The 22,888-nt window shown below is 66.5% G+C and carries 19 protein-coding genes and 11 tRNA genes; 6 read left to right on the top strand and 24 right to left on the bottom strand.

Annotation, left to right across the window (positions count from 1 at the left end):
* Positions 1–37: 37 nt before the first annotated feature.
* From ACF8NF_RS18995 to folC, 22 genes are all read right to left on the bottom strand, one after another.
* Positions 38–114: transfer RNA gene (locus ACF8NF_RS18995), tRNA-Asp, on the bottom strand.
* A gap of 44 nt (positions 115–158) precedes the next feature.
* Positions 159–234: transfer RNA gene (locus tag ACF8NF_RS18990), tRNA-Glu, on the bottom strand.
* Between the two features lie 38 nt (positions 235–272).
* Positions 273–348 (bottom strand) — tRNA-Ala (locus ACF8NF_RS18985).
* A 126-nt stretch (positions 349–474) separates the two neighbouring features.
* A complete protein-coding gene (locus tag ACF8NF_RS18980) occupies positions 475–810 on the bottom strand; it encodes a P-II family nitrogen regulator (RefSeq protein WP_016450797.1) in 336 nt (111 codons plus the stop codon).
* Positions 811–826: 16 nt separating this feature from the next.
* Complete coding sequence (locus tag ACF8NF_RS18975; RefSeq protein ID WP_016450796.1) at positions 827–3,916, bottom strand: efflux RND transporter permease subunit; 3,090 nt, start codon at positions 3,914–3,916, stop codon at positions 827–829.
* 4 nt (positions 3,917–3,920) lie between these two features.
* On the bottom strand, positions 3,921–5,138 hold the full coding sequence (locus tag ACF8NF_RS18970; protein ID WP_016450795.1) for an efflux RND transporter periplasmic adaptor subunit: 1,218 nt from the start codon (positions 5,136–5,138) through the stop codon (positions 3,921–3,923).
* 41 nt (positions 5,139–5,179) lie between these two features.
* On the bottom strand, positions 5,180–6,634 hold the full coding sequence (locus ACF8NF_RS18965) for a TolC family protein (RefSeq protein ID WP_016451428.1): 1,455 nt from the start codon (positions 6,632–6,634) through the stop codon (positions 5,180–5,182).
* Positions 6,635–6,860: 226 nt separating this feature from the next.
* The gene (locus ACF8NF_RS18960) at positions 6,861–7,229 is read right to left on the bottom strand and encodes a hypothetical protein (protein ID WP_017407525.1); all 369 of its coding nucleotides are present in this window, start codon (positions 7,227–7,229) and stop codon (positions 6,861–6,863) included.
* Positions 7,230–7,507: 278 nt separating this feature from the next.
* Positions 7,508–7,584, bottom strand: a tRNA-Asp gene (locus ACF8NF_RS18955).
* Positions 7,585–7,628: 44 nt separating this feature from the next.
* Positions 7,629–7,704 (bottom strand) — tRNA-Glu (locus tag ACF8NF_RS18950).
* A 39-nt stretch (positions 7,705–7,743) separates the two neighbouring features.
* Positions 7,744–7,819: transfer RNA gene (locus tag ACF8NF_RS18945), tRNA-Ala, on the bottom strand.
* A gap of 13 nt (positions 7,820–7,832) precedes the next feature.
* Positions 7,833–7,909, bottom strand: a tRNA-Asp gene (locus tag ACF8NF_RS18940).
* A gap of 44 nt (positions 7,910–7,953) precedes the next feature.
* Positions 7,954–8,029: transfer RNA gene (locus tag ACF8NF_RS18935), tRNA-Glu, on the bottom strand.
* Positions 8,030–8,100: 71 nt separating this feature from the next.
* Positions 8,101–8,177 (bottom strand) — tRNA-Asp (locus tag ACF8NF_RS18930).
* 44 nt (positions 8,178–8,221) lie between these two features.
* Positions 8,222–8,297: transfer RNA gene (locus ACF8NF_RS18925), tRNA-Glu, on the bottom strand.
* Positions 8,298–8,335: 38 nt separating this feature from the next.
* Positions 8,336–8,411, bottom strand: a tRNA-Ala gene (locus ACF8NF_RS18920).
* Positions 8,412–8,481: 70 nt separating this feature from the next.
* Positions 8,482–9,888, bottom strand: coding sequence for a glutamate--tRNA ligase (gene gltX, locus ACF8NF_RS18915; protein ID WP_392451029.1), 1,407 nt, complete (start codon positions 9,886–9,888; stop codon positions 8,482–8,484).
* Positions 9,885–11,099 carry an O-succinylhomoserine sulfhydrylase gene (locus ACF8NF_RS18910; protein WP_017404950.1) on the bottom strand — a complete coding sequence of 405 codons (1,215 nt, stop codon included), beginning with the start codon at positions 11,097–11,099 and terminating at the stop codon, positions 9,885–9,887. Before ACF8NF_RS18910 ends, gltX begins: the two co-directional genes overlap by 4 nt.
* Positions 11,100–11,294: 195 nt before the next feature.
* Positions 11,295–12,803 carry an amidophosphoribosyltransferase gene (purF, locus tag ACF8NF_RS18905; RefSeq protein ID WP_016449259.1) on the bottom strand — a complete coding sequence of 503 codons (1,509 nt, stop codon included), beginning with the start codon at positions 12,801–12,803 and terminating at the stop codon, positions 11,295–11,297.
* 133 nt (positions 12,804–12,936) lie between these two features.
* The gene (locus tag ACF8NF_RS18900; RefSeq protein ID WP_016451425.1) at positions 12,937–13,428 is read right to left on the bottom strand and encodes a CvpA family protein; all 492 of its coding nucleotides are present in this window, start codon (positions 13,426–13,428) and stop codon (positions 12,937–12,939) included.
* Positions 13,429–13,477: 49 nt separating this feature from the next.
* The gene (locus tag ACF8NF_RS18895) at positions 13,478–14,410 is read right to left on the bottom strand and encodes an SPOR domain-containing protein (protein WP_016449257.1); all 933 of its coding nucleotides are present in this window, start codon (positions 14,408–14,410) and stop codon (positions 13,478–13,480) included.
* 71 nt (positions 14,411–14,481) lie between these two features.
* The gene (gene folC, locus ACF8NF_RS18890) at positions 14,482–15,804 is read right to left on the bottom strand and encodes a bifunctional tetrahydrofolate synthase/dihydrofolate synthase (protein ID WP_016449256.1); all 1,323 of its coding nucleotides are present in this window, start codon (positions 15,802–15,804) and stop codon (positions 14,482–14,484) included.
* Positions 15,805–15,883: 79 nt separating this feature from the next.
* Here folC and ACF8NF_RS18885 point away from each other — a divergent pair, with 79 nt between their 5' ends.
* The 4 genes from ACF8NF_RS18885 (at position 15,884) to argG (ending at position 19,025) form a co-directional block, all read left to right on the top strand.
* The gene (locus tag ACF8NF_RS18885; protein WP_016449255.1) at positions 15,884–16,261 is read left to right on the top strand and encodes an ArsC family reductase; all 378 of its coding nucleotides are present in this window, start codon (positions 15,884–15,886) and stop codon (positions 16,259–16,261) included.
* A gap of 127 nt (positions 16,262–16,388) precedes the next feature.
* Positions 16,389–17,129: a glycine zipper 2TM domain-containing protein gene (locus ACF8NF_RS18880; RefSeq protein WP_016449254.1), complete on the top strand. Its 741-nt coding sequence runs from the start codon at positions 16,389–16,391 to the stop codon at positions 17,127–17,129.
* A gap of 123 nt (positions 17,130–17,252) precedes the next feature.
* On the top strand, positions 17,253–17,570 hold the full coding sequence (locus ACF8NF_RS18875; protein ID WP_016449253.1) for a pyrimidine/purine nucleoside phosphorylase: 318 nt from the start codon (positions 17,253–17,255) through the stop codon (positions 17,568–17,570).
* Positions 17,571–17,690: 120 nt separating this feature from the next.
* Positions 17,691–19,025 carry an argininosuccinate synthase gene (gene argG / locus ACF8NF_RS18870; RefSeq protein ID WP_016449252.1) on the top strand — a complete coding sequence of 445 codons (1,335 nt, stop codon included), beginning with the start codon at positions 17,691–17,693 and terminating at the stop codon, positions 19,023–19,025.
* A 201-nt stretch (positions 19,026–19,226) separates the two neighbouring features.
* On the opposite strand, the gene ACF8NF_RS18865 is transcribed toward argG, so the two are convergent.
* Positions 19,227–20,126, bottom strand: coding sequence for a LysR substrate-binding domain-containing protein (locus ACF8NF_RS18865; protein WP_392451028.1), 900 nt, complete (start codon positions 20,124–20,126; stop codon positions 19,227–19,229).
* A gap of 137 nt (positions 20,127–20,263) precedes the next feature.
* Between ACF8NF_RS18865 and ACF8NF_RS18860 the strand changes: the two genes are divergently transcribed.
* Together ACF8NF_RS18860 and ACF8NF_RS18855 are read left to right on the top strand one after the other, a co-directional pair.
* Positions 20,264–21,133 carry an MBL fold metallo-hydrolase gene (locus ACF8NF_RS18860; protein ID WP_017407584.1) on the top strand — a complete coding sequence of 290 codons (870 nt, stop codon included), beginning with the start codon at positions 20,264–20,266 and terminating at the stop codon, positions 21,131–21,133.
* 98 nt (positions 21,134–21,231) lie between these two features.
* Entirely contained in the window at positions 21,232–21,594 is a 363-nt protein-coding gene (locus ACF8NF_RS18855) for an SPW repeat protein (RefSeq protein WP_016451422.1), read from the top strand.
* 101 nt (positions 21,595–21,695) lie between these two features.
* On the opposite strand, the gene murB is transcribed toward ACF8NF_RS18855, so the two are convergent.
* The gene (murB, locus tag ACF8NF_RS18850; RefSeq protein ID WP_016449248.1) at positions 21,696–22,796 is read right to left on the bottom strand and encodes a UDP-N-acetylmuramate dehydrogenase; all 1,101 of its coding nucleotides are present in this window, start codon (positions 22,794–22,796) and stop codon (positions 21,696–21,698) included.
* Between the last annotated feature and the right edge of the window lie 92 nt (positions 22,797–22,888).

Genomic DNA, 22,888 nt, shown 5'->3' with positions numbered 1-22,888 from the left:
CTTGTCTGCGCAAACGCTGCGGTTTGCACAAGGAATCTGGCGGAGTGGACGGGACTCGAACCCGCGACCCCCGGCGTGACAGGCCGGTATTCTAACCAACTGAACTACCACTCCTGGCAGACAGCTTTTGCGCTCTTTCGAGCCAAGTGCTGCAAACTTGGCGACCCTACGGGGATTCGAACCCCGGTACTCACCGTGAAAGGGTGATGTCCTAGGCCTCTAGACGATAGGGTCAATCCTAGAACTTGCGTAAATACTCAAGTCTCAATTTTTGGTGGAGGTAAACGGGATCGAACCGATGACCTCTTGCATGCCATGCAAGCGCTCTCCCAGCTGAGCTATACCCCCTTGCTGCAACGTTGCACTGCTTCGTTGCTGCGATTCAAAAATTGTAGCACAGCGTTTTTGGGGCAATTCCGGAATGCATGACTTTTTTATGTCGCCCTGCATTCCGGCGCCCTGCTGCAGCCCGGGTCAGGCCAGGCTTTGCCCATCGCGTATGCGGTGGATCTCGGCGATGTCCACCACCCAGACCAGGCCGTCGCCGACCTGGCCCGAGTGACAGGCCGAGGTGATGGCCGCGCGGATGGGCTCGACCATGGATGCCTCGGCCAGCACGCAGACCATGATCTTGTCGGAAAAGTCGGTCAACTCCTCCTTCACGCTGCGCTTGTCGATGGCGGCCGGGGCCGTGAAGCCCTCGGCACGGAACAGCGTCACGCCGGGGAAGTTGGGAATGGCGCGCAGCGCGTCGCGCAGGCGCTCCAGGCGGCTGGGGCGCACGATGGCCCGGATTTCCTTCATGGTCATTGCAGTGTCTCCTTCATCAGGCTTCCAGCGGTTTTTCGTCAAACCAGCGGTACAGGGTCGGCAACACCACCAGCGTGAGCAGGGTGGACGAGATCAGGCCACCGATCACCACGATGGCCAGCGGGCGTTGCACCTCCGAGCCGGGGCCGGTGGCGAACAGGAAGGGCACCAGGCCCAGCAGCGCGACGGTGGCCGTCATCATCACGGGGCGGAAGCGCTGCACGCAGCCTTCGCGCACGGCCTCGGCCACGTTCATGCCATCTTCGCGCAGCTTGCGGATGCAGGAGACCAGCACCACGCCGTTGAGCACCGCAATGCCCCACAGCGCGATGAAGCCCACCGATGCCGGCACGCTCACGTATTCGCCCGTGACGAACAGGCCTATCAGTCCCCCGATGGAGGCGAAGGGCAGCACCAGGATGATCAGCCCGGCCAGCTTGACCGAGTTGAACAGCAGGAACAGCAGGAAGAAGATGGCCACGATGGTCAGCGGCACGATGATCTGCAGCGTGCCCATGGCGCGCTCCATGTTCTCGAACTGGCCACCGTACTTGAAGTAATAGCCATCGGGCAACTGCACTTCACTGTCGATGCGCTGCTGCACTTCGGTCACGAAGCCGCCCAGGTCGCGCCCTTCCACGTTGGCTCCCACCACCACGCGGCGCTTGCCGCCTTCGCGGCTGATCTGCGCGGGGCCGTCCACCAGCTCGATGCGGGCCACGCTGCTCAGCGGCACCTGGGCGCCCGTGGCCGTGGTCAGCAAGGTGGCGCCGATGGCGGCGGGCGAGCCGCGGAACGGCTCGGGGAAGCGAACCACCACGTTGTAGCGGCGCTCGCCCTCGTAGACCGTGGTCACTTCCTTGCCGCCGATGGCCGACTCGATCACGCCCTGCACGTCGGTGACGTTCAGGCCGTGGCGGGCGATCGCCTTGCGGTCGATATCCACGGTCAGAGCCTGCTGGCCTGAAAGGCGCTCGACGCGGATGTCCGTGCTGCCCGGCACGCTCTTGAGGATGCGTGCGACCTGCTCGGACACGTCGCGCAGCTCGCTCAGCTCGTCGCCGAAGACCTTGATGGCCAGTTGCGAGCGCACGCCCGTGACCATTTCGTCCACGCGCTCGGAGATCGGCTGGGACAGCACGATCTGCACGCCCGGGATCGAGGACAGGCGCTGGCGGATGTCTTCGTCGATCTCATCCTGGGTGCGGTCGGACTCGGGGTCCAGCAGCACGATGGGGTCGGACTCGTTGGGGCCTGCGGGATCGGCCGGCGATTCGCCGCGTCCGAGCTTGGAGACCACGCTGAGCACGCCGGGCACTTCGGCCACGGACTTCATCGCCGCCATTTCCATGCGGATGGACTCGTCCAGCGAGATGCTGGGCACGCGGTTGATCTGCGGCGTCAGCGCCCCCTCCTTCATGGTGGGCATGAAGGACTTGCCCAGCAGCGGGAACAGTCCCAGCGAGCCCAGCAGCAGCGCCACGGCCACGGCCAGCGTGGCGCGGTTGCGCGCAGTGGCCAGGTCCAGCAGGCGCAGGTAGTGGCGCTTGAGGAAGGCGATCAGGCGCGTGTCATGGTCCGCGCCGCCCTTGAGGAAGTACGAGCACAGCACGGGCGACAGGAACAGCGACACGGCCAGCGAGACGGCCAGCGAGATCGCGATGGTCAGCGCCAGCGGGCCGAACATCTTGCCTTCGATGCCTTGCAGCGTCATCAGCGGCAGGAACACCAGGATGATGATGGCGATGCCGAAGATGGTGGGCGTGGCCACCTCGGTGGTGGCCGACAGCACGGTGCGCACGCGTGCGCCCATGCTGTCGCCGGCCTGGCCGAGCTTGTGGAACACGTTCTCCACCACCACCACGGTGGCATCGACCATGAGGCCGATGGCGATCGCCAGCCCCCCCAGCGACATGAGGTTGGCCGAGATGCCCCAGCGGTTCATCATGATGAAGGTGGTCAGCGGCGTGATGATCAGCGTGGCCACCACGATCAGGCTGGAGCGCACGTCACCCAGGAAGATGAAGAGCACCACGACCACGAGCAGGATGCCCTCGATCAGCACCTTGCCCACGGTCCACAGCGCCGAGTCGACCAGGTCGGTACGGTCGTAGTAGGGAACGATCTGCAGGCCGCCGGGGAGCATGCCCTTGGAGTTGATCTCCTGCACGCGCTCCTTCACGCGGGTGACCACCTCCTTGGCATTGCCGCCGCGCATCATCAGCACGATGCCGGAGACGCCTTCGGTATAGCCGCCCTTGATGATGGCGCCCTGGCGCACTTCCTGGCCCAGCTGGACCTCGGCCACATCGCGCACGAAGACCGGCACGCCGCCTTCCTGCTTGAGAACGATGTTGCCGATGTCATCCAGCGACTGGACCAGGCCCACGGCGCGGATCAGGTACTGCTCGGTGACCTGGGGCAGGATGCCGCCGCTGGCATTGGCGTTGTTGTCGGCGATGGCCTGGACCACATGGCGCACGGACAGGCCGTAGTGGCGCAGCCGGCCGGGATCGACCTCCACCTGGTACTGCTTGACGTAGCCGCCCTGCGAGTTGATTTCGGCCACGCCGGGAATGGAGCGCAGCAGCGGGCGCGCCACCCAGTCCTGGATGGTGCGGCGCTCGGTCAGCTCCTCGGGCGTGAGGGCCCGCTTGCCGTCGTCGGGATGGTCCAGCGTGTACTGGTAGACCTCGCCCAGGCCCGTGGACACCGGCCCCAGCACGGGGATGATGCCTGCGGGCATGCGCGGCGTGACCTCCATCAGCCGCTCGGTGACGAGCTGGCGTGCAAAGTACACGTCGGTGGCATCGGTGAAGACCAGGGTGATGATGGACAGGCCGCTCTTGTTGAGCGAGCGCATCTCCACCAGGCCCGGCATGCCGGTCATGGCGATTTCCAGCGGCACGGTCACGAAGCGCTCGATTTCCTCGGGCGAACGGCCTGGCGCCTCGGTGGCCACCTGAACCTGGACGTTGGTCACGTCAGGAAAGGCATCCACCGACAGATTCATGGCGGCGCGCAGGCCGAAGCCGCACAGCACCAGCGAGAGCACGATCACGATGAGCCGCTGGCTCAGTGCGGCCCGGATCATGGAAGCGATCATGGGCTTACTCCAGCTCTGCGCGCTTGCGCTCGTTGTTCAGGTGGAAGGCACCCGTGGTGACGATGACCGTGCCATCGGCCACGCCCTTGTTCACGGGGCGCATGCCGCCGCTGGCGGTGCCCAGCTCGACGGGCGTGAGGCGGTAGTGGTTCTCGCCCTTCTTGACGAAGACATGGTCGCGGTCGTTCTCGCGCACCACGGCCTCGGCCGGCACGGCCAGCAGCTGGCGCACCTCGCCCTGGATGCGCATGGTGGCCAGCATCTGGGGCTTGAGGTCGCGCTCGGGGTTGTCCACCTGGGTGCGGATGGTGACGGTGCGGGTCTCGGGCGTCACGGTGTCGCCCACATGCACGATTTGGCCGGACAGCACGCGCTCGCCCAGGGCGGGCACGGCGATCTCCACGGCCTGGCCGGCACGCACGCCGCTGGCCATCTGCTCGGGGATCGCGCCCACCACCCAGACGCTGCTCAGGTCGGCCACGGTGAACAGCGGATCGCCGGGCTGGGTCACCTGGCCGGAGCTGACCTTGCGCTCGATCACCACGCCGGCCCCTGTGGACAGCACGGCCGCATGCGACTGCAGCGTGCCCTTGTCGCGCAGCTGGGCGATGGCGCTGTCGGGAATGCCGATCAGGCGCAACTGGTCGCCGGCAGCGCGCTGCTCGGCGCGCGCAATCGACAGCTCGGACTCGCGGCGCTGCAGCTCGGCCGAGCCGATGACGTCGGCGGCTATCAGCTGGCGCGCGCGCTCCACGCCGCGCTCGGCCAGCGTGGCGGCGGAGTGTGCACGCAGATAGGCCAGCTGGGCGGTGGTCAGCTCGGGGCTGGCCACGCGGGCCAGCACCTGGCCCGCGCGCACGCGGTCGCCCACTTCGACCAGCACTTCGGTCACGCGTCCCGTGGCGGCCGCGCCAATGCGGGTGACCTGGCGCTCATTGGCCTCGATGCGGCCGGACACCTCCTGCAGCAGCGCGATCTGCGCCTGCGCCACGGGCTTGACGGCGAAGTTGGGCGCCATCTCGGCGGTGACGCGGACCTCCATCGGGTCCTGCTCCTGCGCAGCGGCCGCTGCGGGCGCCGCCTTGGCTTCGGCCTCTTCGTTCTTGCCGCAGGCGCTCAGCGCCAGCGTTGCGGCCAGCAGGCCGGCCAGGGCCAGGGAGTTCACCAAGGTGCTGCTGCCTGCGCGGGCGGCGATGGGTTGCGGATGCATATTCAAGGACATGTTCGTTTCTGATTTCGGGTGTGAGGCAGGGACGGCGCGCTTCACAGCGCGGACGGATCGTCGTAGCGGCCCGCCAGGTATTCGAGCTGTATGCGCGCCGCCTGCAGCTGGTAGCGCGCGTCGAGCAGGTCTGCACGGATGGAGCGCAGCACGCGCTGCGCATCGAGCACATCGAGAATGCCGCGCTCGCCGAAGCGGTAGGCGGCCTCGGCCACGCGCAGGGCCGACTCGGCCTCGCGCACCGAACCCTGGCTCAGTGCCTGGGTGCGCAGTCGCGCCATCTCCAGCTCCTTCCAGGCCTGCAGCGTCTGCTGGCGCAGCTCGATCTGCCGGCCTTCCAGCTGCAGACGCGCGCGCTCCAGCTCGGAGGCCGCCTCGTCGATGGGGCCGCGGTGCTGGTCGAGCAAGGGGATCTGGATGCTCACGCCCACCGTGTTCAGGCGCACATCGGGCTCGCGCGTCTGGCCGTAGCGCAGCTCCACGCCCGGCCAGCGCGAGGCCTTGGCACCGTCAAGCCGCGCCTGGGCACGCTCGACCTCCGCCTTGAGCTGGCGCAGTTCGGGATGCTCCATGGGATCGATCTCGCCCATGTCCTCGATGCGCAGCGGATCCTCCAGCGACACATCCAGGCGGAAGCGCACGGGCAGCTGGCCTGCGGCCAGGCGGCCCAGCGCCAGCTGCGCCTGCTCGGCACGCAGCCTTGCGGTCTGCTCCTGCTGGCGCGCCTGGATGATTTCGGCATCGGCCTTGATGATTTCGTAGCGTGCCGCCTCGCCGCTGTCCACGCGGACGCGGACGCGCTCATGGGCCTGCTCCAGAAGGCGCACCGCCTCCTTGGCGGCCTCGACCTCCGCCTCGCGCAGCACCATCTCGTAGGCGCGCAGCCTCACCTGGGCCACCAGCGCATTGCGCGTGGTCGCCACGAAGTGCACCGAGCCCTGCTCGCCTGCCCTCGCGGCCTCCACGCGCGCACCGCGCACGGCGGGGTTCTCGATGGGCAAGGCCACGGCCCAGCCCTGCACCGTGCCGGCTGCCGCGCCCGGAACGCGGGCGCTGTTGCGGCCCTGGTTCCATTCGAGCTTGGGATTGGGCAGCGCCGAGGCGCTGACCACGCCTGCGCGCGCCGTGGTCCGGGACTGCTCGACAGCGCGCAGATCGGGGTTGTGGTCCAGCACGGCGCGAACGACCTCGTTCAGGCTCAGCTGGGGCAGGCGCTGTGCGGCGGCCGAAGCCACCGAAGGCGCCTCTGCGGCCGAACCGGCCTTCGGCACGATCGGCGTACGGGACGCCGCGGCCTCGGCGGCCTCGGCGGCGGCCGGAGCCGCCTGCGTCAGGGGCGCCTGGGACGCCTGGGGCTTGCCAGGGGGATGGGCCTGCGCCGAAGCGCCAGCACCCCAGCCCACCAGCAGGCTGCAGATCGCGCCTTGCAGGACCTTGCGCGAACAGGATGGAAAACGGGCGGGGGCCATTCCCGCCAATACCGTTGGATTCACCATGGCATGCATCTGCCGCAAAGCGACAGTCGAGGGGTTGAGTAAGAGATGGGCCCTTCCCTGCGGACCACGCGGGAACGGGCATGGCCGCGCCGTGCGCAGTCAGCGCGCGGACGACGGCATGGCGTGCACGCCAGCAAGGCGCGCACGAGCAGTGATCAGGCAGTGGGATGCGTCAGCCGACTAGGGGCGCAAGGGGCACAAGGCATGCCTGCGCCGCAATATGCGGTCAGCCGAGCAGGGAAGGTCTTGGAGGGCGCAGCAGCTGGCCCGGGGCGGGCGACAGGTGCGCCTGGGAATAGGTCGAAGGCGGGGCCCACAGCGACACCACCTGCACGGCGATGGGCTCGGGCGGCCAGTACATCTCGGCGGAACGGTCCTCGCCGCAGGCCAGCAGGGCCAGCAGCTGGCGCTTGTTGCCGCTGTGTGCCGTCAGCTCGGCAAACTCGGTCTCGTCGTCTTCCTCCACTTCCGCGAGTTCCTCGAGGAATTCCTCATCGATGGTCACGACGGGATGGTGCGCCAGCAGGCCATCGCCTTCCAACCCATCGGAAGATGCCGAAGCTGCCACCTGCCCGCAGAAGATGGACAGCAGCATCAGCAACGAAAAAACAAACGATGGCGCAAGGCGCATGGAGCGGGGCAGACGAGTCGGTGAAAGATGGACGCCCTGCAAACAGGACACCGTCTATTGTTACGAATGTTGAGGGAAAGTTCCGGGTTTGCCCTTAAAAAATCTGGGCAATAGATCGTGTTTTGTGCACAAAGGCTTTCCATGTGAAGAAGTCACACCAAAAACCGCAACAACCAGAAACAAAAAAGCCACCTTGCGGTGGCTTCTTGTCTGCGCAAACACGAGGGTCTGCACAAGGAATCTGGCGGAGTGGACGGGACTCGAACCCGCGACCCCCGGCGTGACAGGCCGGTATTCTAACCAACTGAACTACCACTCCTGGCAGGCAACTTTTGCGCTCTTGCGAGCCAAGTGTTGCAAACTTGGCGACCCTACGGGGATTCGAACCCCGGTACTCACCGTGAAAGGGTGATGTCCTAGGCCTCTAGACGATAGGGTCAATCCTAGAACTTGCGTTACAAACTCAAGTCTCGATTTTTGGTGGAGGTAAACGGGATCGAACCGATGACCTCTTGCATGCCATGCAAGCGCTCTCCCAGCTGAGCTATACCCCCAAGAATTCGATACTGGCGGAGTGGACGGGACTCGAACCCGCGACCCCCGGCGTGACAGGCCGGTATTCTAACCAACTGAACTACCACTCCTGGCAGACAGCTTTTGCGCTCTTTCGAGCCAAGTGCTGCAAACTTGGCGACCCTACGGGGATTCGAACCCCGGTACTCACCGTGAAAGGGTGATGTCCTAGGCCTCTAGACGATAGGGTCACAGCCTGTGATCCGCCGATAAAAAAGCGCCTTCGTGTTTCAAAGGCGCTTACATACCAAGCGGCAAATTTTGGCGGAGTGGACGGGACTCGAACCCGCGACCCCCGGCGTGACAGGCCGGTATTCTAACCAACTGAACTACCACTCCTGGCAGACAGCTTTTGCGCTCTTGCGAGCCAAGTGCTGCAAACTTGGCGACCCTACGGGGATTCGAACCCCGGTACTCACCGTGAAAGGGTGATGTCCTAGGCCTCTAGACGATAGGGTCAATCCTAGAACTTGCGTTACAAACTCAAGTCTCAATTTTGGTGGAGGTAAACGGGATCGAACCGATGACCTCTTGCATGCCATGCAAGCGCTCTCCCAGCTGAGCTATACCCCCTTCATGCTGCAATCGCTGCTTCTTGTTAGTTGCTGCGTTTGCATCAGAGACTCGAATTATAGACAGGTTTTCAGCGGTTTTTCAAACGCGGCAGAATTTTTTCACGACCCAGCAGCTCCAGCACCGCGTCCACCGAAGGCGTGTGCGCCGTGCCCAGCGTCAGCACGCGCACCGGCATGGCCAGTTGCGGCATCTTCAGGCCCTGGGCCTTGAGCACTTCCTTGATCAGGGCAGCAATGGCTTCCTTGCTCCACTCCACCGAGGCGATGCCTTCGGCGAAGGCGTCCAGGGTGGGCGCCACGGCGTCGGTCACGTGCTTTGCCAGGTCCTCGGCGTTGCGGTCGAAGGCGTCCACATAGAACAGGCGCACCCAGCCGGCCAGATCGACCAGGGTTTCGCAGCGGTCCTTGAACAGGGCGCAGATGCGCGGCAGGCGGTCGTCTGCGTCGAGCAGGGCCTGGTCCAGGCCGGTCTTGAGCACGAAGGGGCGCACCAGCTCTGCCAGGGCCGCGTCGTCCAGCGCCTTCAGGTGCTGGGCGTTGACCCAGCGCAGCTTGGCCTCGTCGAACTGGCCAGCGCTGCGGCCCAGATGGTCGAGGTTGAACCACTCCAGGAACTGGGCGCGGCTGAAGATTTCGTCGTCGCCGTGGCTCCAGCCCAGGCGGGCCAGGTAGTTGACCATGGCGTCGGGCAGGTAGCCTTCGTCGCGGTACTGGGTGACGGCCTTGGCGCCGTTGCGCTTGCTCATCTTCTCGCCCTGCTCGTTGAGCACGGTGGGCAGATGGGCGAACACTGGCACGCTGGCGCCCAGGGCCTCGAAGATGTGGATCTGGCGCGGCGTGTTGTTGACGTGGTCGTCGCCACGGATGACATGGGTGATGGCCATGTCCATGTCGTCCACGCAGACGCAGAAGTTGTAGGTGGGCGTGCCATCGGGGCGCGCGATCACCAGGTCGTCCAGCTCGCTGTTCTGGAACTCGATGCGGCCCTTGCACTTGTCTTCCCAGGCCACGACGCCGCCCTTCGGCGTCTTGAAGCGCAGCACGGGACGCACGCCTTCGGGCACGGGCGGCAGCACCTTGCCTTCCTCAGGGCGCCAGGTGCCGTCGTAGCGCGGCTTTTCCTTGTTGGCCATCTGGCGCTCGCGCAGGGCGTCGAGTTCTTCCACGCTCATGTAGCAGGGGTAGACATGGCCCGAAGCCTGCAGGCCGGCCAGCACCTCCTTGTAGCGGTCCATGCGCTGCATTTGATAGAACGGACCTTCGTCATGGTCCAGCTGCAGCCAGGCCATGCCTTCGATGATCACGTCCACCGAGGCCTGGGTGGAGCGCTCCACGTCGGTGTCCTCGATGCGCAGGATGAAATCGCCGCCCGTGGCGCGCGCAAAGGCCCAGGGATACAGGGCCGAGCGGATGTTGCCCAGGTGGATGAAGCCCGTGGGAGACGGGGCAAAACGGGTACGTACTTTTTGTGTCATTGCAGGGTATCCAGTCCGCGGGAGAGATCGTTCTTGAGGTCGCCCAGGTATTCCAGTCCGACGGAGATGCGCAGCAGGCCCTGGCCGATGCCGGCGGCACGGCGCTGCTCTTCGCTCAGGCGGCCATGCGAGGTGCTGGCCGGATGGGTGATGGTGGTCTTGACGTCGCCCAGGTTGGCCGTGATCGAGCACACCCGGGTGCTGTCGGCCACATGGAAGGCGTTGGCGCGCAGCTGTTCGGCGCCCTCGCCCACCACGTCGAAGGACAGCACGCCACCGCCCATGCCGTTTTGCTGGCGCATGGCCAGCTCGTGCTGCGGGTGGCTGGCCAGGCCCGGGTAGTAGACGCGGGCGACCTTGGGATGGGCCTCCAGCCAGGTGGCCAGCTCCAGCGCGGAGGCGCTTTGCGCCTTCACGCGCAGGGACAGCGTCTCCAGCCCCTTGAGCACCACCCAGGCGTTGAACGGCGCCAGGTTCAGGCCGCCGCTGCGCAGAAAGGTGCCCATGACCTTGTCCACCAGTGCCATCGTGCCGCAGACGGCGCCCGACATGACACGGCCCTGGCCGTCCAGCAGCTTGGTGCCGGAGTGCACGACCAGGTCGGCGCCGAACTTGGCAGGCTGCTGCAGCACGGGCGATGCAAAGCTGTTGTCCACGGCCAGCAGCGCGCCATGGGCGTGCGCCAGCTCGGCCAGCGCGGCGATGTCGCACAGGTCGGTCAGCGGGTTGGTCGGCGTCTCGGCGAACAGAAGGCGCGTGTTGGGACGGATGGCCGCCTTCCAGGCCTGCACATCGGTCTGCGAGACAAAGCTGGTCTCCACGCCAAAGCGCGCCATCTCGCCGCCCAGCAGCTTGATGGTGGAGCCGAACATGGACTGCGAGCAGATCACATGGTCGCCGGCCTTGAGCGTGGTCAGCGCCACGAGCAAGATGGCCGACATGCCCGTGGACGTGGCCACCGCGCATTCCGTGCCCTCCATGGCGGCCAGGCGCTGCTCGAAGCTGGTGACCGTGGGGTTGGAGGTGCGGCTGTAGGTGTAGCCGGGCTCTTCATTGGCGAAGCGGCGTGCGGCCGTTGCACAGTCGGGCTGCACGAAGCTGCTGGTCATGTACAGGGCTTCGCTGTGCTCACCCCACTGGCTTCGCTCCACGCCCACGCGCAGGGCCAGCGTATCGGGATGCAGGCCTTCGGGAAGTGTCTTGTTGGTCACGTTGATGGTCCTTGGGGATCGGGCGCAGCCCGCCAGCGGTGGCGGTGCCCGGAAAAAAGGAGCTAGAAGCACTTGTCACCTGGCGGCTTCCAGGGCCTTGCGGCCCTGGACGCTCCAGCACCAGCGCTTTTAGCTCATTTGTCAAAAAAGGCGGGCCACAGGCCCGCCCGACATTGTCACTGAATGCCCTGGCGCTCAGGCTTCCTGGGCATTGGGCAGGGACAGGCGCGACGCATCGCTGGCCTCTTCCTCCCCGCCCCGGTTACGACCCTCGTTGAGCGCCGTGACCTCGTCCTCGGAGATGTCGCCCGTGATGTAGACGCCGTCGAAGCACGAGGCCTCGAAGCCCTGCACCTGCGGATTGATCTTGCCCACGGTCTGCTTCATGGCGGCCACGTCCTGGTAGATCAGCGCGTCGGCGCCGATGACCTGGCGGATTTCCTCGACCGTGCGGCCATGCGCCACCAGTTCGGCGCGCGTGGGCATGTCGATGCCGTAGACGTTGGGATGGCGCACCGGAGGAGCGGCCGAGGCCAGGTAGACCTTGACGGCGCCGGCGTCACGCGCCATCTGCACGATTTCCTTGGAGGTGGTGCCGCGCACGATGGAGTCGTCCACCAGCAGCACCTTGCGGCCCTTGAACTCGCTGCCGATGGCGTTGAGCTTCTGGCGCACGGATTTCTTGCGCGAGGCCTGGCCCGGCATGATGAAGGTGCGGCCCACGTAGCGGTTCTTGACGAAGCCTTCGCGGTAGGGAATGCCCAGCAGCTGGGCCAGTTGCATGGCGCTGGGCCGGCTGGATTCGGGAATCGGGATGATGGCGTCGATCTCGTTGGGCGGCACGGTGGAGACCACGCGCTTGGCCAGCGTCTCGCCCATGTTCAGGCGCGCCTGGTAGACGGAGATGCCGTCGAGCACCGAGTCCGGACGGGCCAGGTATACGTACTCGAACACGCAGGGGTGCAGCTCGCTCTTTTCGGCGCACTGGCGGGTTTCGACCTGGCCGTCGCTGTGCACGAACACGGCTTCACCCGGAGCGACATCGCGCTCGAGCTGGTGCAGCGTGCCTTCCAGGGCCACGGATTCGCTGGCCAGCATCACCGTGCCGTCGGCGCTGCGGCCCATGCACAGGGGACGGATGCCGAAGGGGTCGCGGAAGGCCAGCAGGCCGTAGCCCGCAATCAGCGCGATCACGGCGTACGAGCCCTTGATGCGCTTGTGCACGGCGCTGACGGCCTGGAAGACGTCTTCGCTCTTGAGCGGTGCGCCGCTGCTGGCGCGGGCCAGCTCGTGGGCCAGCACGTTGAGCAGGACTTCGGAGTCGCTCTCGGTGTTGGTGTGGCGGTGGTCGGTGTCCGACAGTTCCTCGCGCAGCTGCTTGGCGTTGGTGAGGTTGCCGTTGTGCACCATGACGATGCCGAAGGGCGCGTTCACGTAGAAGGGCTGGGCCTCTTCCTCGCTGGTCGCGTTGCCGGCCGTCGGGTAGCGCACCTGGCCCAGGCCCACCGTGCCCGGCAGGGCGCGCATGTTGCGGGTGCGGAACACGTCGCGCACCATGCCCTTGGCCTTGTGCATGAAGAACTTGCGTTCCTGCTGGGTCACGATGCCGGCGGCATCCTGGCCACGGTGCTGCAGCAGCAGCAGGGCGTCATAGATCAGTTGATTCACGGGCGCGGTGCTGACTACACCAACGATTCCACACATAGTTGCGTTCCATCCGTTTGCGAAGGTCGCCCTTCGCTGTCTGGGCCGTAGCAGCCACCCATTGGCCACGCCTGCGCCCGATTTCTCTATCCAAACTGTTTCTGCCAGCCGACTCCTGCGCTGCAGCGCCTTGTCATGCAGCCGGCAGATAGCGTCCCCATTCCTGCGGCAGCTGCGGCAAAACCGCAGCCAGCGCCTGCATCAGCCACGGCGCCAGGGCTGAATCCTGCCACCACTGTCCCTGGTGCAGCGGCGTGTAGCTGATCACCATCGTTGCCACCAGGGCCAGCAGCGCCCCGCGCAGCACGCCGAACAGCGCGCCCAGCGTGCGGTCCACGGGCCTCAGGCCCACCGCCTCGATCAGCCGGCGCGACAGCCAGGACACCAGGCCCCAGCCGAACAGCGCCAGCACGAACAACAGCACAAAGCCTGCGGCATAGCGCAGCTGCATGTCCCAGTCCTGCATGGGCAGCCACAGCGCCACGTCGGCCGCCCAGATGCGGGCCACGACGAAGGCCACCAGCCAGCCGAGCAGCGACAGCACCTCATACACCAGCCCGCGCCAGGCGCCTAGCAGCATCGATGCCAGCACGCAGGCCAGCAAAACCCAGTCCACCGTGGACATACGCTATCTCTGTGCGCCTGTGCTGCTTTGCAAGATGTACGTCACCGCCTCAGAGCTTGAGCACCGACGCCGGCAGGCCCTGGCCCTTGACGCGCGCCGCCGCCTTGTCGGCCTCGGCACGGCCGTTGAACGGACCCACACGCACACGCGTGCGCTTGCCGTCCTTGGTGTCCACCACCTGCGTGAAAGTCTTCAGGCCCGCCAGCTCCAGCTTGGCGCGGATTTCCTGGGCCTTGCCGGCATCGGAGAAGGCGCCGACCTGCACGATGAAGCGCTCGTCCGTCGCCGCAGCAGCCGCCGGTGCCGCCGGTGCGCTGCGACCTTCCAGCAGGGCCCGGGCACGCGCGGCGTCGTCGCTCCTGGACGGCTCGGGCTTGGGTTCGGGCTTTGGCTTCGGCTCGGGTTTGGGTTCGGGCTTGGGCTCCGGCTTGTGTTCGGGTTTGGCCGGCTCGGGCTTGGGCCTGGGTTCCGGCTTGGGCTCGGGTTTGGTCTCAGGCTTGGCGGCGGGCTTGGGCTCAGGCTTTGCCTCGGGCCGGGTTTCGGGCTTTGCTTCCGGCTTGACCGGAGCCACCTGCGAGACGGCTGGCGCCACGGGCACGGAAGGCCTGCCCATGGGAACCTCTTCCTCGTCGGCGCCCAGCGAGGCCTGGGCCGGCACGCGGCCTGCCGGGGAAGCGGCGCCCTGGTGCGGATGGGCGTCCACGGCATTGGCGCCGGGCACGACCAGAGGAGCGACCTTGTCGCGGTCGGGAATCTCGATGGGGATGTCCACGGGAATCGGACGCGGCTGGGTGTCGAACAGCAGGGGGAATCCCACCACGCCCGCCAGGACCAGCACGGCCGCGCCGATGAGGCGGTGGCGCGCCCGGCGGCGCATGACATCGACGCTTTCCGCCTGTCCCAGCCGTGTGGGCCGCCTCGATGCGGACGACGAATCACCGTCGTCTTTTTTGCCGGGCCAACGAAAATTGAAAAATGCCATGGAGTGCGGACTCGTTCAGATCGGCCACCACAGGCAGCCACGATGGCCGTTTGCGGTGCGGATCACTGGATTCAGGTGCCCAGATGCTTGGCGTTCAGCCGGGGCGGGCCGTCCTGCAGCACGCCGCCCACCGTGAAGAACGAGCCAAAGACCACGATTCTATCAGTGGGACCTGCGGCAAGAACCGCGGCATCCAGCGCCAGCTGCGGGTTTGCGAAGGTGGCCAGCGAGATCTCGCGTGGCACGCCCGGCGCGGGCGGCAGGGCTTCGATCTTCTGGCGCAGCACCTCGGCGCTCTCGGCGCGCGGCGTGGGCAGGTCGGTCAGATACCAGCGGTCGATCAGCGGGGCAATCCTGGCCAGCATGGGAGCCAGGTCCTTGTCGTGCATGGCGCCGAAGACCGCATGCGTGCAGGGAAAGTAGCCCATGGCATCGAGGTTGGCCGTCAGCGCCGCCACCGAATGCGGGTTGTGCGCAACATCCAGCACCAGCGTGGGCTGGCCCGGAATGATCTGGAAACGGCCCGGCAGCTCGACCATGGCCAGCCCCGTGCGAACGGCCTGGGCCGTGACGGGGAGGCGGCTGCGGATGGCTTCGAGCGCGGCCAGCGCACCCGATGCATTGACCAGCTGGTTGGCGCCGCGCAGCGCCGGATAGGCCAGGCCCGCATAGCGCCGCCCGCGTCCGGCCCAGCCCCACTGCTGCTTGTCGCCCGAGAAATTGAAGTCCTGGCCCAGGCGCCAGAGATCGGCGCCAATGGCCTGTGCATGGTCCAGCACGCTTTGCGGCGGCATGGGATCGCTGACCACCACAGGCCGGCCGGCGCGCATGATGCCGGCCTTCTCGCGGCCGATGCTCTCGCGGTCCGGCCCCAGGAATTCCACATGGTCGATGTCGATGCTGGTGATGACGGCGCAATCGGCGTCGATCACATTGGTGGCATCCAGCCGCCCGCCCAGGCCCACCTCGAGAATCGCCACATCCAGCCTGGACTGGCTCATCAGCCGCAGGATGGCCAGCGTGGTGAACTCGAAATAGGTGAGCGCCACTTCCGTGCCCTGCACGCGCGCCTGCTCCACGGCCTCGAACTGCGGCAGCAGCTCGGCGGCCTTCACGATCTCGCCGCCCACGCGGCAGCGTTCCTCGAAATGCACCAGATGCGGCGATGTGTAGACGCCGGGGCGAAAGCCCGATTGAAGCGCCACGGCCTCCAGCATGGCGCAGGTCGATCCTTTGCCGTTGGTGCCCGCCACCGTGATCACGGGGCAGTCGAAACGCAGGTCCAGGCGCTGGGCAACTTCGCGCACGCGATCCAGGCCCAGCGCAATATTCTTGGGGTGCAGGCGCTCGCAATAGGCGAGCCATGCATCCAATGTGGGAAATGAGGTGTGCATACTGCGCGCTATTGTTACCCAGGGACAGTGTCCTTATGGGGTCCTCGCCATCCATTGACTGCGGCAACTGCAACCAATCATGACCACTGCAAACACTGTGACGCTCTACGGCATTCCCAACTGCGACACCGTCAAGAAGGCCCGCGCCTGGCTCACCGACCAGGGCATCGCCTACGAATTCCACGACTTCAAGAAACAGGGTGTTCCCGCCGAGCAGTTGCCCGCCTGGATGCAGGCTGTCGGCTGGGAAAAGCTGCTCAACCGCCAAGGCACGACGTGGCGCAAGCTCGATGCCGACACCCAGGCCGCCGCCCAGGATGCGGCCGGTGCCGCAGCCCTCATGCAGCAGCAGCCCAGCGTCATCAAGCGCCCGGTCGTCCAATGGCCGCAGGGACGCATCACCGTGGGTTTTGCGCCCGACGCCTGGGCAGAGATGGCCCACGGGGGCAAGCGCTGACTCTGCCATCAGGCCTGGAACAGCTTATTACGTGGATTTACGCGACCGCAAACTGCTTTCCAGGCCCGAGGAATACACTTGCATGGAGCCTGGCAGGAAATACCGCCAGCGCAACAGGAGTGCAATCATGAAATCCCTGGTTCTTTTGACGCTGGCGGCCACGACCGCCACCGTGGCCCTGGCCCAGGAGCAAGGCCGGGTGCTGTCGGTGACCCCGGTGACCCAGCAGGTGGCCGTGCCCCAGCAGGTCTGCCGCGATGAAAACGTCTATACCGGCCAGCGTACCTCGGGCGCGGGCGCCGTTCTGGGTGCCCTGGCGGGCGGCGTGGTCGGCAATGCCATCGGCCATGGCGGCGGACGCGCGGCCGCCACGGCGGCCGGCGTGATCGGCGGCGCCATGCTGGGCAACCAGGCCGAGGCCACGGGCCAGCCCCAGTACCAGACGGTGCGCAACTGCACCACCCAGACCTACTACCAGAACCGCGCCGTGGCCTATGACGTGGTCTACGAGTACGCAGGCCGCAACTACACGACGCGTACCACCACGCCGCCCGGGGACTGGATCGCGCTGAGCGTGCAGCCCGCCGCCAACAGCGCGGCCTATGGCAGCAACGGCTACTACGGCACCAACCAGCCGCCCCAGGCCGCGTACTCCACCGCACCCGTGCCGCCGCCCGTGGTCTACCAGAACAACTACTACGACGGCGGTGGCTACTACGCCCCCCAGCCTGTGCAGCCCGTGTATTCGGCCGGTGACTATGTGGCTCCCGTGGTGATTGGAGCAGCCCTTGCTGCCGGCGTGTACTACGCCTCGCGCCCCAGCTATCACGGCTGGCGCGGCGGCTACCGTCATGGCTGGCGCCGCTGAGACGGACCTGCGCATGCAAAGCCCCGACAAGGGGCTTTTTGCATGGCGGCGGCCAGCACGTACGGGCAGCGGCCGGGTGCTGGCCTAAAATGGGCGGTTTAGTCCACCCTCTGCCCAGCTTCCATGACCACCGAAACCATCTCTGGCATCACCCTGACCACCAAGGCCAATGTCTATTTCGACGGCAAATGCATCAGCCACGGCTTCACGCTGGCCGATGGCACGAAGAAGTCTGCCGGCGTGGTGCTGCCCAGCCAGCTGACCTTCGGCACGGCCGCCGCCGAGATCATGGAATGCGTGGCCGGTTCCTGCGAGTACAAGCTCGACGGCACGGACCAGTGGCTGACCTCCAAGGCCGGCGAGTCCTTCCAGGTGCCTGCGAACTCCAAGTTCGACATCCGCGTGACCGAGGCCTACCACTACATCTGCCACTACGCCTAAGAGCGCCTGAGCGCCTGGGCAGACCGACGCATTCGCCCTGACGGCGCCCAGGCGCCTTCCGTGTTTTCCGGCAGCCGCGTCCCGCACGCCAGCCGCCATCGTTATTGAGAGAAGCATCGTATGGAAACCATCCTGCAAAACGTCCCCGTCGGCCAAAAGGTCGGCATCGCCTTCTCGGGCGGCCTGGACACCAGCGCCGCCCTGCGCTGGATGAAGAACAAGGGCGCCCTGCCCTACGCCTACACGGCCAACCTGGGCCAGCCCGACGAGGCCGACTACGACGAAATCCCCCGCAAGGCCATGGAGTACGGCGCCGAGCAGGCCCGCCTGATCGACTGCCGCGCGCAGCTGGCCGGCGAAGGCATTGCCGCCATCCAGGCCGGCGCCTTCCACATCTCCACGGGCGGCATCACCTATTTCAACACCACGCCCCTGGGCCGTGCCGTGACCGGCACCATGCTGGTGGCCGCCATGAAGGAAGACGACGTCAACATCTGGGGTGACGGCTCGACCTTCAAGGGCAACGACATCGAGCGCTTCTACCGCTACGGCCTGCTGACCAACCCCGCTCTGAAGATCTACAAGCCCTGGCTGGACCAGACCTTCATCGACGAGCTGGGCGGCCGCGCCGAGATGTCGGCCTTCATGACCAAGGAGGGCTTCGGCTACAAGATGAGCGCCGAGAAGGCCTACTCGACCGACAGCAACATGCTGGGCGCCACGCACGAGGCCAAGGACCTGGAGTTCCTGAACAGCGGCATCCGCATCGTCAACCCCATCATGGGCGTGGCGTTCTGGAAGCCCGAGGTCGAGGTCAAGGCCGAGGAAGTGTCGGTGACCTTCGAAGAAGGCCGCCCCGTGGCCCTCAATGGCAAGGAAATCGCCGATCCCGTGGAGCTGTTCCTGGAAGCCAACCGCATCGGTGGCCGCCACGGCCTGGGCATGAGCGACCAGATCGAGAACCGCATCATCGAAGCCAAGAGCCGCGGCATCTACGAAGCCCCCGGCATGGCCCTGCTGCACATCGCCTACGAGCGCCTGGTGACCGGCATCCACAACGAGGACACCATCGAGCAGTACCGCATCAACGGCCTGCGCCTGGGCCGCCTGCTGTACCAGGGCCGCTGGTTCGACCCGCAGGCCATCATGCTGCGCGAAACCGCCCAGCGCTGGGTGGCCCGCGCCGTGACCGGCACCGTGACGCTGGAGCTGCGCCGCGGCAATGACTACTCCATCCTGAACACCGAATCGCCCAACCTGACCTACGCGCCCGAGCGCCTGTCGATGGAAAAGGTCGAGGACGCGCCCTTCAGCCCCGCCGACCGCATCGGCCAGCTGACCATGCGCAACCTGGACCTGATGGACACCCGCGACAAGCTGGCCATCTACGCCAAGGCCGGCCTGCTGTCCCTGGGCACCAGCACCGCCCTGCCCCAATTGGGCGGCAAGGAATGACCTACACCCCCTGAGCGGCTGACGCCGCTTCCCCCTCTCTACTCGCTTCGCGAGGGAGGGGACGACGCCCTCGCTGCGGGGCGGCCCTTGCTCGGCGTCCCTGGCATGGGACGCGCCCGCCAAGCACGCGACGCCATGGGCCAGAAAATCGCACACTTGCATCCCACAAGCCGCCGCAAGGCGGCTTTTTTTACGCCCCGGCTACCAGTGCGCGCCCTCGAAACGCTGCACGAGAAAATCCAGCAGCGCCCGCACGGCCACCGGCAGATGGCGGCGCGAGCTGTACAGCGCATGCACGGTCAGCGGCTGCGGGCGCCAGTCGGGCAGCACCAGCTCCAGCTGGCCGTTTTGCAGCATGGGCTGGACCAGGTAGGTTGGCTGCAAGGCAATGCCGGCGCCTTCGACGGCAGCGGCGGCCAGCACGGTGGCTTCGTTGGCGTTGAACCAGGTGGTGACGGCGATCTGCTGCTCATCGCCTCCATCGTCACGGCGAGTCAATTGCCAGACATTGCGCCCCACGCGCATGTGTCCCAGGCAGCGGTGCGCCTGCAGCTGGGCCGGTGCCTGCGGCCGGCCAGCCGCATCCAGATAGGCGGTCGAGGCCACCAGCACCGATTCGCAGACGGCCAGCGGCCGGCCGATGAGTGCGGCGCCCGGATCGGCGCTGATGCGTATGGCCAGGTCGATGCGCTGCTGCACCAGGTCCAGCGCGCCGTCGTCCACCAGCAGGTCGATCTTGAGGTGCGGGTGCAGCCGCATGAACTGCGCAATGGCCGGCGCCATCTGCGCATGGCCGAAGGACATGCTGCAGGTCACGCGCAGCAGGCCGCGCAACTGGCTGTCGCCGGCGCGCATCTCGCCTTGCACCTCATCGGCCAGGGCCAGCATCTGCTGGCTGTAGCGCAGGCACTGCGCACCGGCATCGGTGAGCGAGACACGGCGCGTGGTGCGGTGCAGCAGGCGCGCGCCCAGCCACTGCTCCAGCGACTCCACATGGCGCGTGGCCATGGCGCGCGACAGGTCCAGCCGCTCGGCCGCCGCCGTGAAGCTGCCGCATTCGGCCACCGTGGCAAACACCTGCATCGCCAGCAATCGGTCCATGGATATGCTCGATTTCTGCAACAAACAAGCGCATATTCTGCCGTTTATCTGCTCGATTTCAAAAACTAAAGTACTACCCATGGCAGCACGGCGCTGCCACCCGTTTCTGTCTTGTGCTTTTTTCAAAGGAAATCGACATGCTTCGCACCACCTTGCTTTCGCTCACCCTGGCCCTGTCGGCCGGCCTGTCCCATGCCCAGGCGCCCGCCCCGCTGCAAATGAAGGTCTACCAGGCCGACGAACACAGCTTTGCCGTGACCTCCACCCTGATCACCGGCGCCAAGGAGGCCGTGGTCGTGGACAGCGGCTTCACCCGCGCCGACGGCCTGCGCATTGCCGCCAATGTGCTGGACAGCGGCAAGCAGCTGACCACCATCCTCATCAGCAATGCCGACCCCGACTACTACTTCGGCGCCGAAGTGCTCAAGAGCCTGTTCCCGCAGGCCAAGGTGGTGGCCACGCCGGCCGTGCGCGAGAAGATCGAGTCCAAGCTGCAGGGCAAGCTGGCCTTCTGGGGCCCCAAGATGGGCGCCAACGCCCCCAGCCATCCCGTGCTGCCCGAGGCCCTGCAAGGCAATACGGTGATGGTGGACGGCCAGGCGCTGGAGCTGCGCGGCACCACCGGCCCGCTGGCCCACCGCCCCTATGTCTGGGTGCCTGCGCTGCAGGCCATCGTCGGCAACGTGGGCGTGTTCGGCAACCTGCATGTCTGGACGGCGGACACGCAAAAGAGCGCCGAGCGCAAGGCCTGGCTGGCGCAGCTGGACGAGATGCAGGCCCTCAAGCCCGCCGTGGTCGTGCCCGGCCACATGCAGGCCGGCACGGCCATGGACGCCAGCGCCATCGCCTATACACGCGACTATCTCCAGCGTTTCGAGGCCGCCGCCGCCAAGGCGGGCAACAGCGCCGAGCTGATCGGTGCCATGAAGCAGGCCTACCCGCAGGCCGGCATGGCGCTGTCGCTGGACATCGGCGCCAAGGTGAACAAGGGCGAGATGCCATGGTAAGCATGCACTTTCGCAAAAATCCTCATGGAACCTGCATGCTGCGCCCTTGATCCAACCAGCTGCCGCCCTCATTCGTCGTGGCGGCAGGAGGTGCAGCCATGAAATACATGAAGCATTGGCAGGACCCGCTCAACGTCCTGCTGGGAGTCTGGTTGGCAGTCTCGCCCTGGGTGCTGGGGTTCCAGGACCAGATGGCGCCCACAGCCAACGGCGTGGTCATCGGACTGGCGCTGATTGCCGCTGCGCTGGGAGCCATCTTCATGCCCCGCGCGTGGGAGGAATGGACCGAAGGCCTGCTGGGTCTGTGGATGGTGATCTCGCCCTGGGTGCTGGGCTTTGCCGGCCAGATGGACGCCATGCGCAATGCCGTGGTGTCGGGCATCGTGGTGCTGGTGCTCGCGCTGTGGGTGCTGATGACCGACAAGGACTATATGGACTGGCGCAGTCACTCCGCCCACTGAGGCGCTGATGCGCAGCGGCCCGCAGGCGGCAATGCCCTGCGGGCCGCTGTTTTTTTGCCGCCGTGCCCCTCAAGAACCGCCCAAGGACCGCCCAAGGCCGCTCAGACCACGACGGGCTCGGGCTCCAGGCGGATGCCGAATCGCTCGTAGACGCTGGTCTGTATCGCTCCGGCCAGCGTCATGACCTCGCCGCCCGTGACGCTGCTGTCCACGCTGTGCCGGTCGCCCCGGTTGACCAGCACCAGGGCCTGCTTGTCATACACCCCGGCGCGGCCCATGGACTTGCCCTTCCAGCCGCAGGCATCGATCAGCCAGCCGGCGGCCAGCTTGATGGAACCGTCGTCCATGGGGTAGTGCACGATGCGGGGCTCGCGCGCAATGATGTCGGCACACTGCTCGGGCGTCACCGTCGGGTTCTTGAAGAAGCTGCCCGCGTTGCCGATGTGCTCCGGATCGGGCAGCTTGGCGCGGCGGATCTCGCACACCCAGTCGAAGATCTGGCGGGCCGTGGGCTCGGCCACGCCCGCCTCGGCCTGGCGGCGCTGCAGGTCCAGGTAGCCCAGGCCGGGCTTCCAGTCCTTGGGCAGGGCCAGGCGCACGCGCGTGATCACGGCGCGGCCCTTGAGGCCCATGCCGCGCGGCGGCACGCCGCTCATGCGCGCACGCGCCACGGGCGTGGGCTCGGCCGGCGCATGCTTGAACACCGAGTCGCGGTAGCCGAAGGCGCATTGCGCGGCATCCAGCGTGAAGGACTCCCCCGTGGCCAGGTCGATGGCATCCAGCGACTCGAAGCGGTCCTGCAGCTCCAATCCGTAGGCGCCGATGTTCTGCACCGGCGACGCGCCCACGGTGCCGGGAATCAGCGCCATGTTCTCCAGGCCGCCGTAGCCCTGCGACAGGGTCCAGGCCACCAGGTCGTGCCAGCGCTCGCCGGCACCGGCCTCGACGATCCAGTGGCGATCGGTCTCGCGCAGCAGGCGCATGCCCGCTATCTCCATCTTGAGGACCACGGGATCGACGTCGCCCGTGATCACCACATTGCTGCCGCCGCCCAGCACGAACACGGGCTGGCGGCCCCACAGCGGATCGGCCAGGAAATGGCGCACGTCCTCGTCGCTGCGCACGCGCACCAGGGTGTGGGCACGGGCGGCGATGCCGAAGCTGTTGCAATGCTGCAGCGGAACATTTTTCTCGACTAACATCAGCCGGATTGTCGCACCGCCTCCCTGCGCCGCCGGCCCCGCGCCCGCATCGCCCGGCCGCGCGCTGCGGTACTTTTTCAGAACATTTACAG

Source organism: Delftia sp. WSY_22 (genome assembly GCF_043104185.1).
Taxonomy (GTDB): domain Bacteria; phylum Pseudomonadota; class Gammaproteobacteria; order Burkholderiales; family Burkholderiaceae_C; genus Comamonas; species Comamonas tsuruhatensis.
Note: the sequence above shows the minus strand (reverse complement) of the source record. Positions and strands in the feature narration are given on the sequence as shown.

Excerpts from the sequence above, each read along its gene's own strand:
- ACF8NF_RS18880 (WP_016449254.1), top strand. The coding sequence starts at position 16,389 with ATGAAATCCCTGGTTCTTTTGACGCTGGCGGCCACGACCGCCACCGTG.
- ACF8NF_RS18975 (WP_016450796.1), bottom strand. The coding sequence starts at position 3,916 with ATGATCGCTTCCATGATCCGGGCCGCACTGAGCCAGCGGCTCATCGTG.
- ACF8NF_RS18965 (WP_016451428.1), bottom strand. The coding sequence starts at position 6,634 with ATGGTGAATCCAACGGTATTGGCGGGAATGGCCCCCGCCCGTTTTCCA.
- ACF8NF_RS18855 (WP_016451422.1), top strand. The coding sequence starts at position 21,232 with ATGAAATACATGAAGCATTGGCAGGACCCGCTCAACGTCCTGCTGGGA.
- ACF8NF_RS18885 (WP_016449255.1), top strand. The coding sequence starts at position 15,884 with ATGACCACTGCAAACACTGTGACGCTCTACGGCATTCCCAACTGCGAC.
- argG (WP_016449252.1), top strand. The coding sequence starts at position 17,691 with ATGGAAACCATCCTGCAAAACGTCCCCGTCGGCCAAAAGGTCGGCATC.
- ACF8NF_RS18980 (WP_016450797.1), bottom strand. The coding sequence starts at position 810 with ATGACCATGAAGGAAATCCGGGCCATCGTGCGCCCCAGCCGCCTGGAG.
- ACF8NF_RS18895 (WP_016449257.1), bottom strand. The coding sequence starts at position 14,410 with ATGGCATTTTTCAATTTTCGTTGGCCCGGCAAAAAAGACGACGGTGAT.
- gltX (WP_392451029.1), bottom strand. The coding sequence starts at position 9,888 with ATGACACAAAAAGTACGTACCCGTTTTGCCCCGTCTCCCACGGGCTTC.
- folC (WP_016449256.1), bottom strand. The coding sequence starts at position 15,804 with ATGCACACCTCATTTCCCACATTGGATGCATGGCTCGCCTATTGCGAG.
- ACF8NF_RS18900 (WP_016451425.1), bottom strand. The coding sequence starts at position 13,428 with ATGTCCACGGTGGACTGGGTTTTGCTGGCCTGCGTGCTGGCATCGATG.
- ACF8NF_RS18970 (WP_016450795.1), bottom strand. The coding sequence starts at position 5,138 with ATGTCCTTGAATATGCATCCGCAACCCATCGCCGCCCGCGCAGGCAGC.
- ACF8NF_RS18865 (WP_392451028.1), bottom strand. The coding sequence starts at position 20,126 with ATGGACCGATTGCTGGCGATGCAGGTGTTTGCCACGGTGGCCGAATGC.
- murB (WP_016449248.1), bottom strand. The coding sequence starts at position 22,796 with ATGTTAGTCGAGAAAAATGTTCCGCTGCAGCATTGCAACAGCTTCGGC.
- purF (WP_016449259.1), bottom strand. The coding sequence starts at position 12,803 with ATGTGTGGAATCGTTGGTGTAGTCAGCACCGCGCCCGTGAATCAACTG.
- ACF8NF_RS18860 (WP_017407584.1), top strand. The coding sequence starts at position 20,264 with ATGCTTCGCACCACCTTGCTTTCGCTCACCCTGGCCCTGTCGGCCGGC.
- ACF8NF_RS18875 (WP_016449253.1), top strand. The coding sequence starts at position 17,253 with ATGACCACCGAAACCATCTCTGGCATCACCCTGACCACCAAGGCCAAT.
- ACF8NF_RS18960 (WP_017407525.1), bottom strand. The coding sequence starts at position 7,229 with ATGCTGCTGTCCATCTTCTGCGGGCAGGTGGCAGCTTCGGCATCTTCC.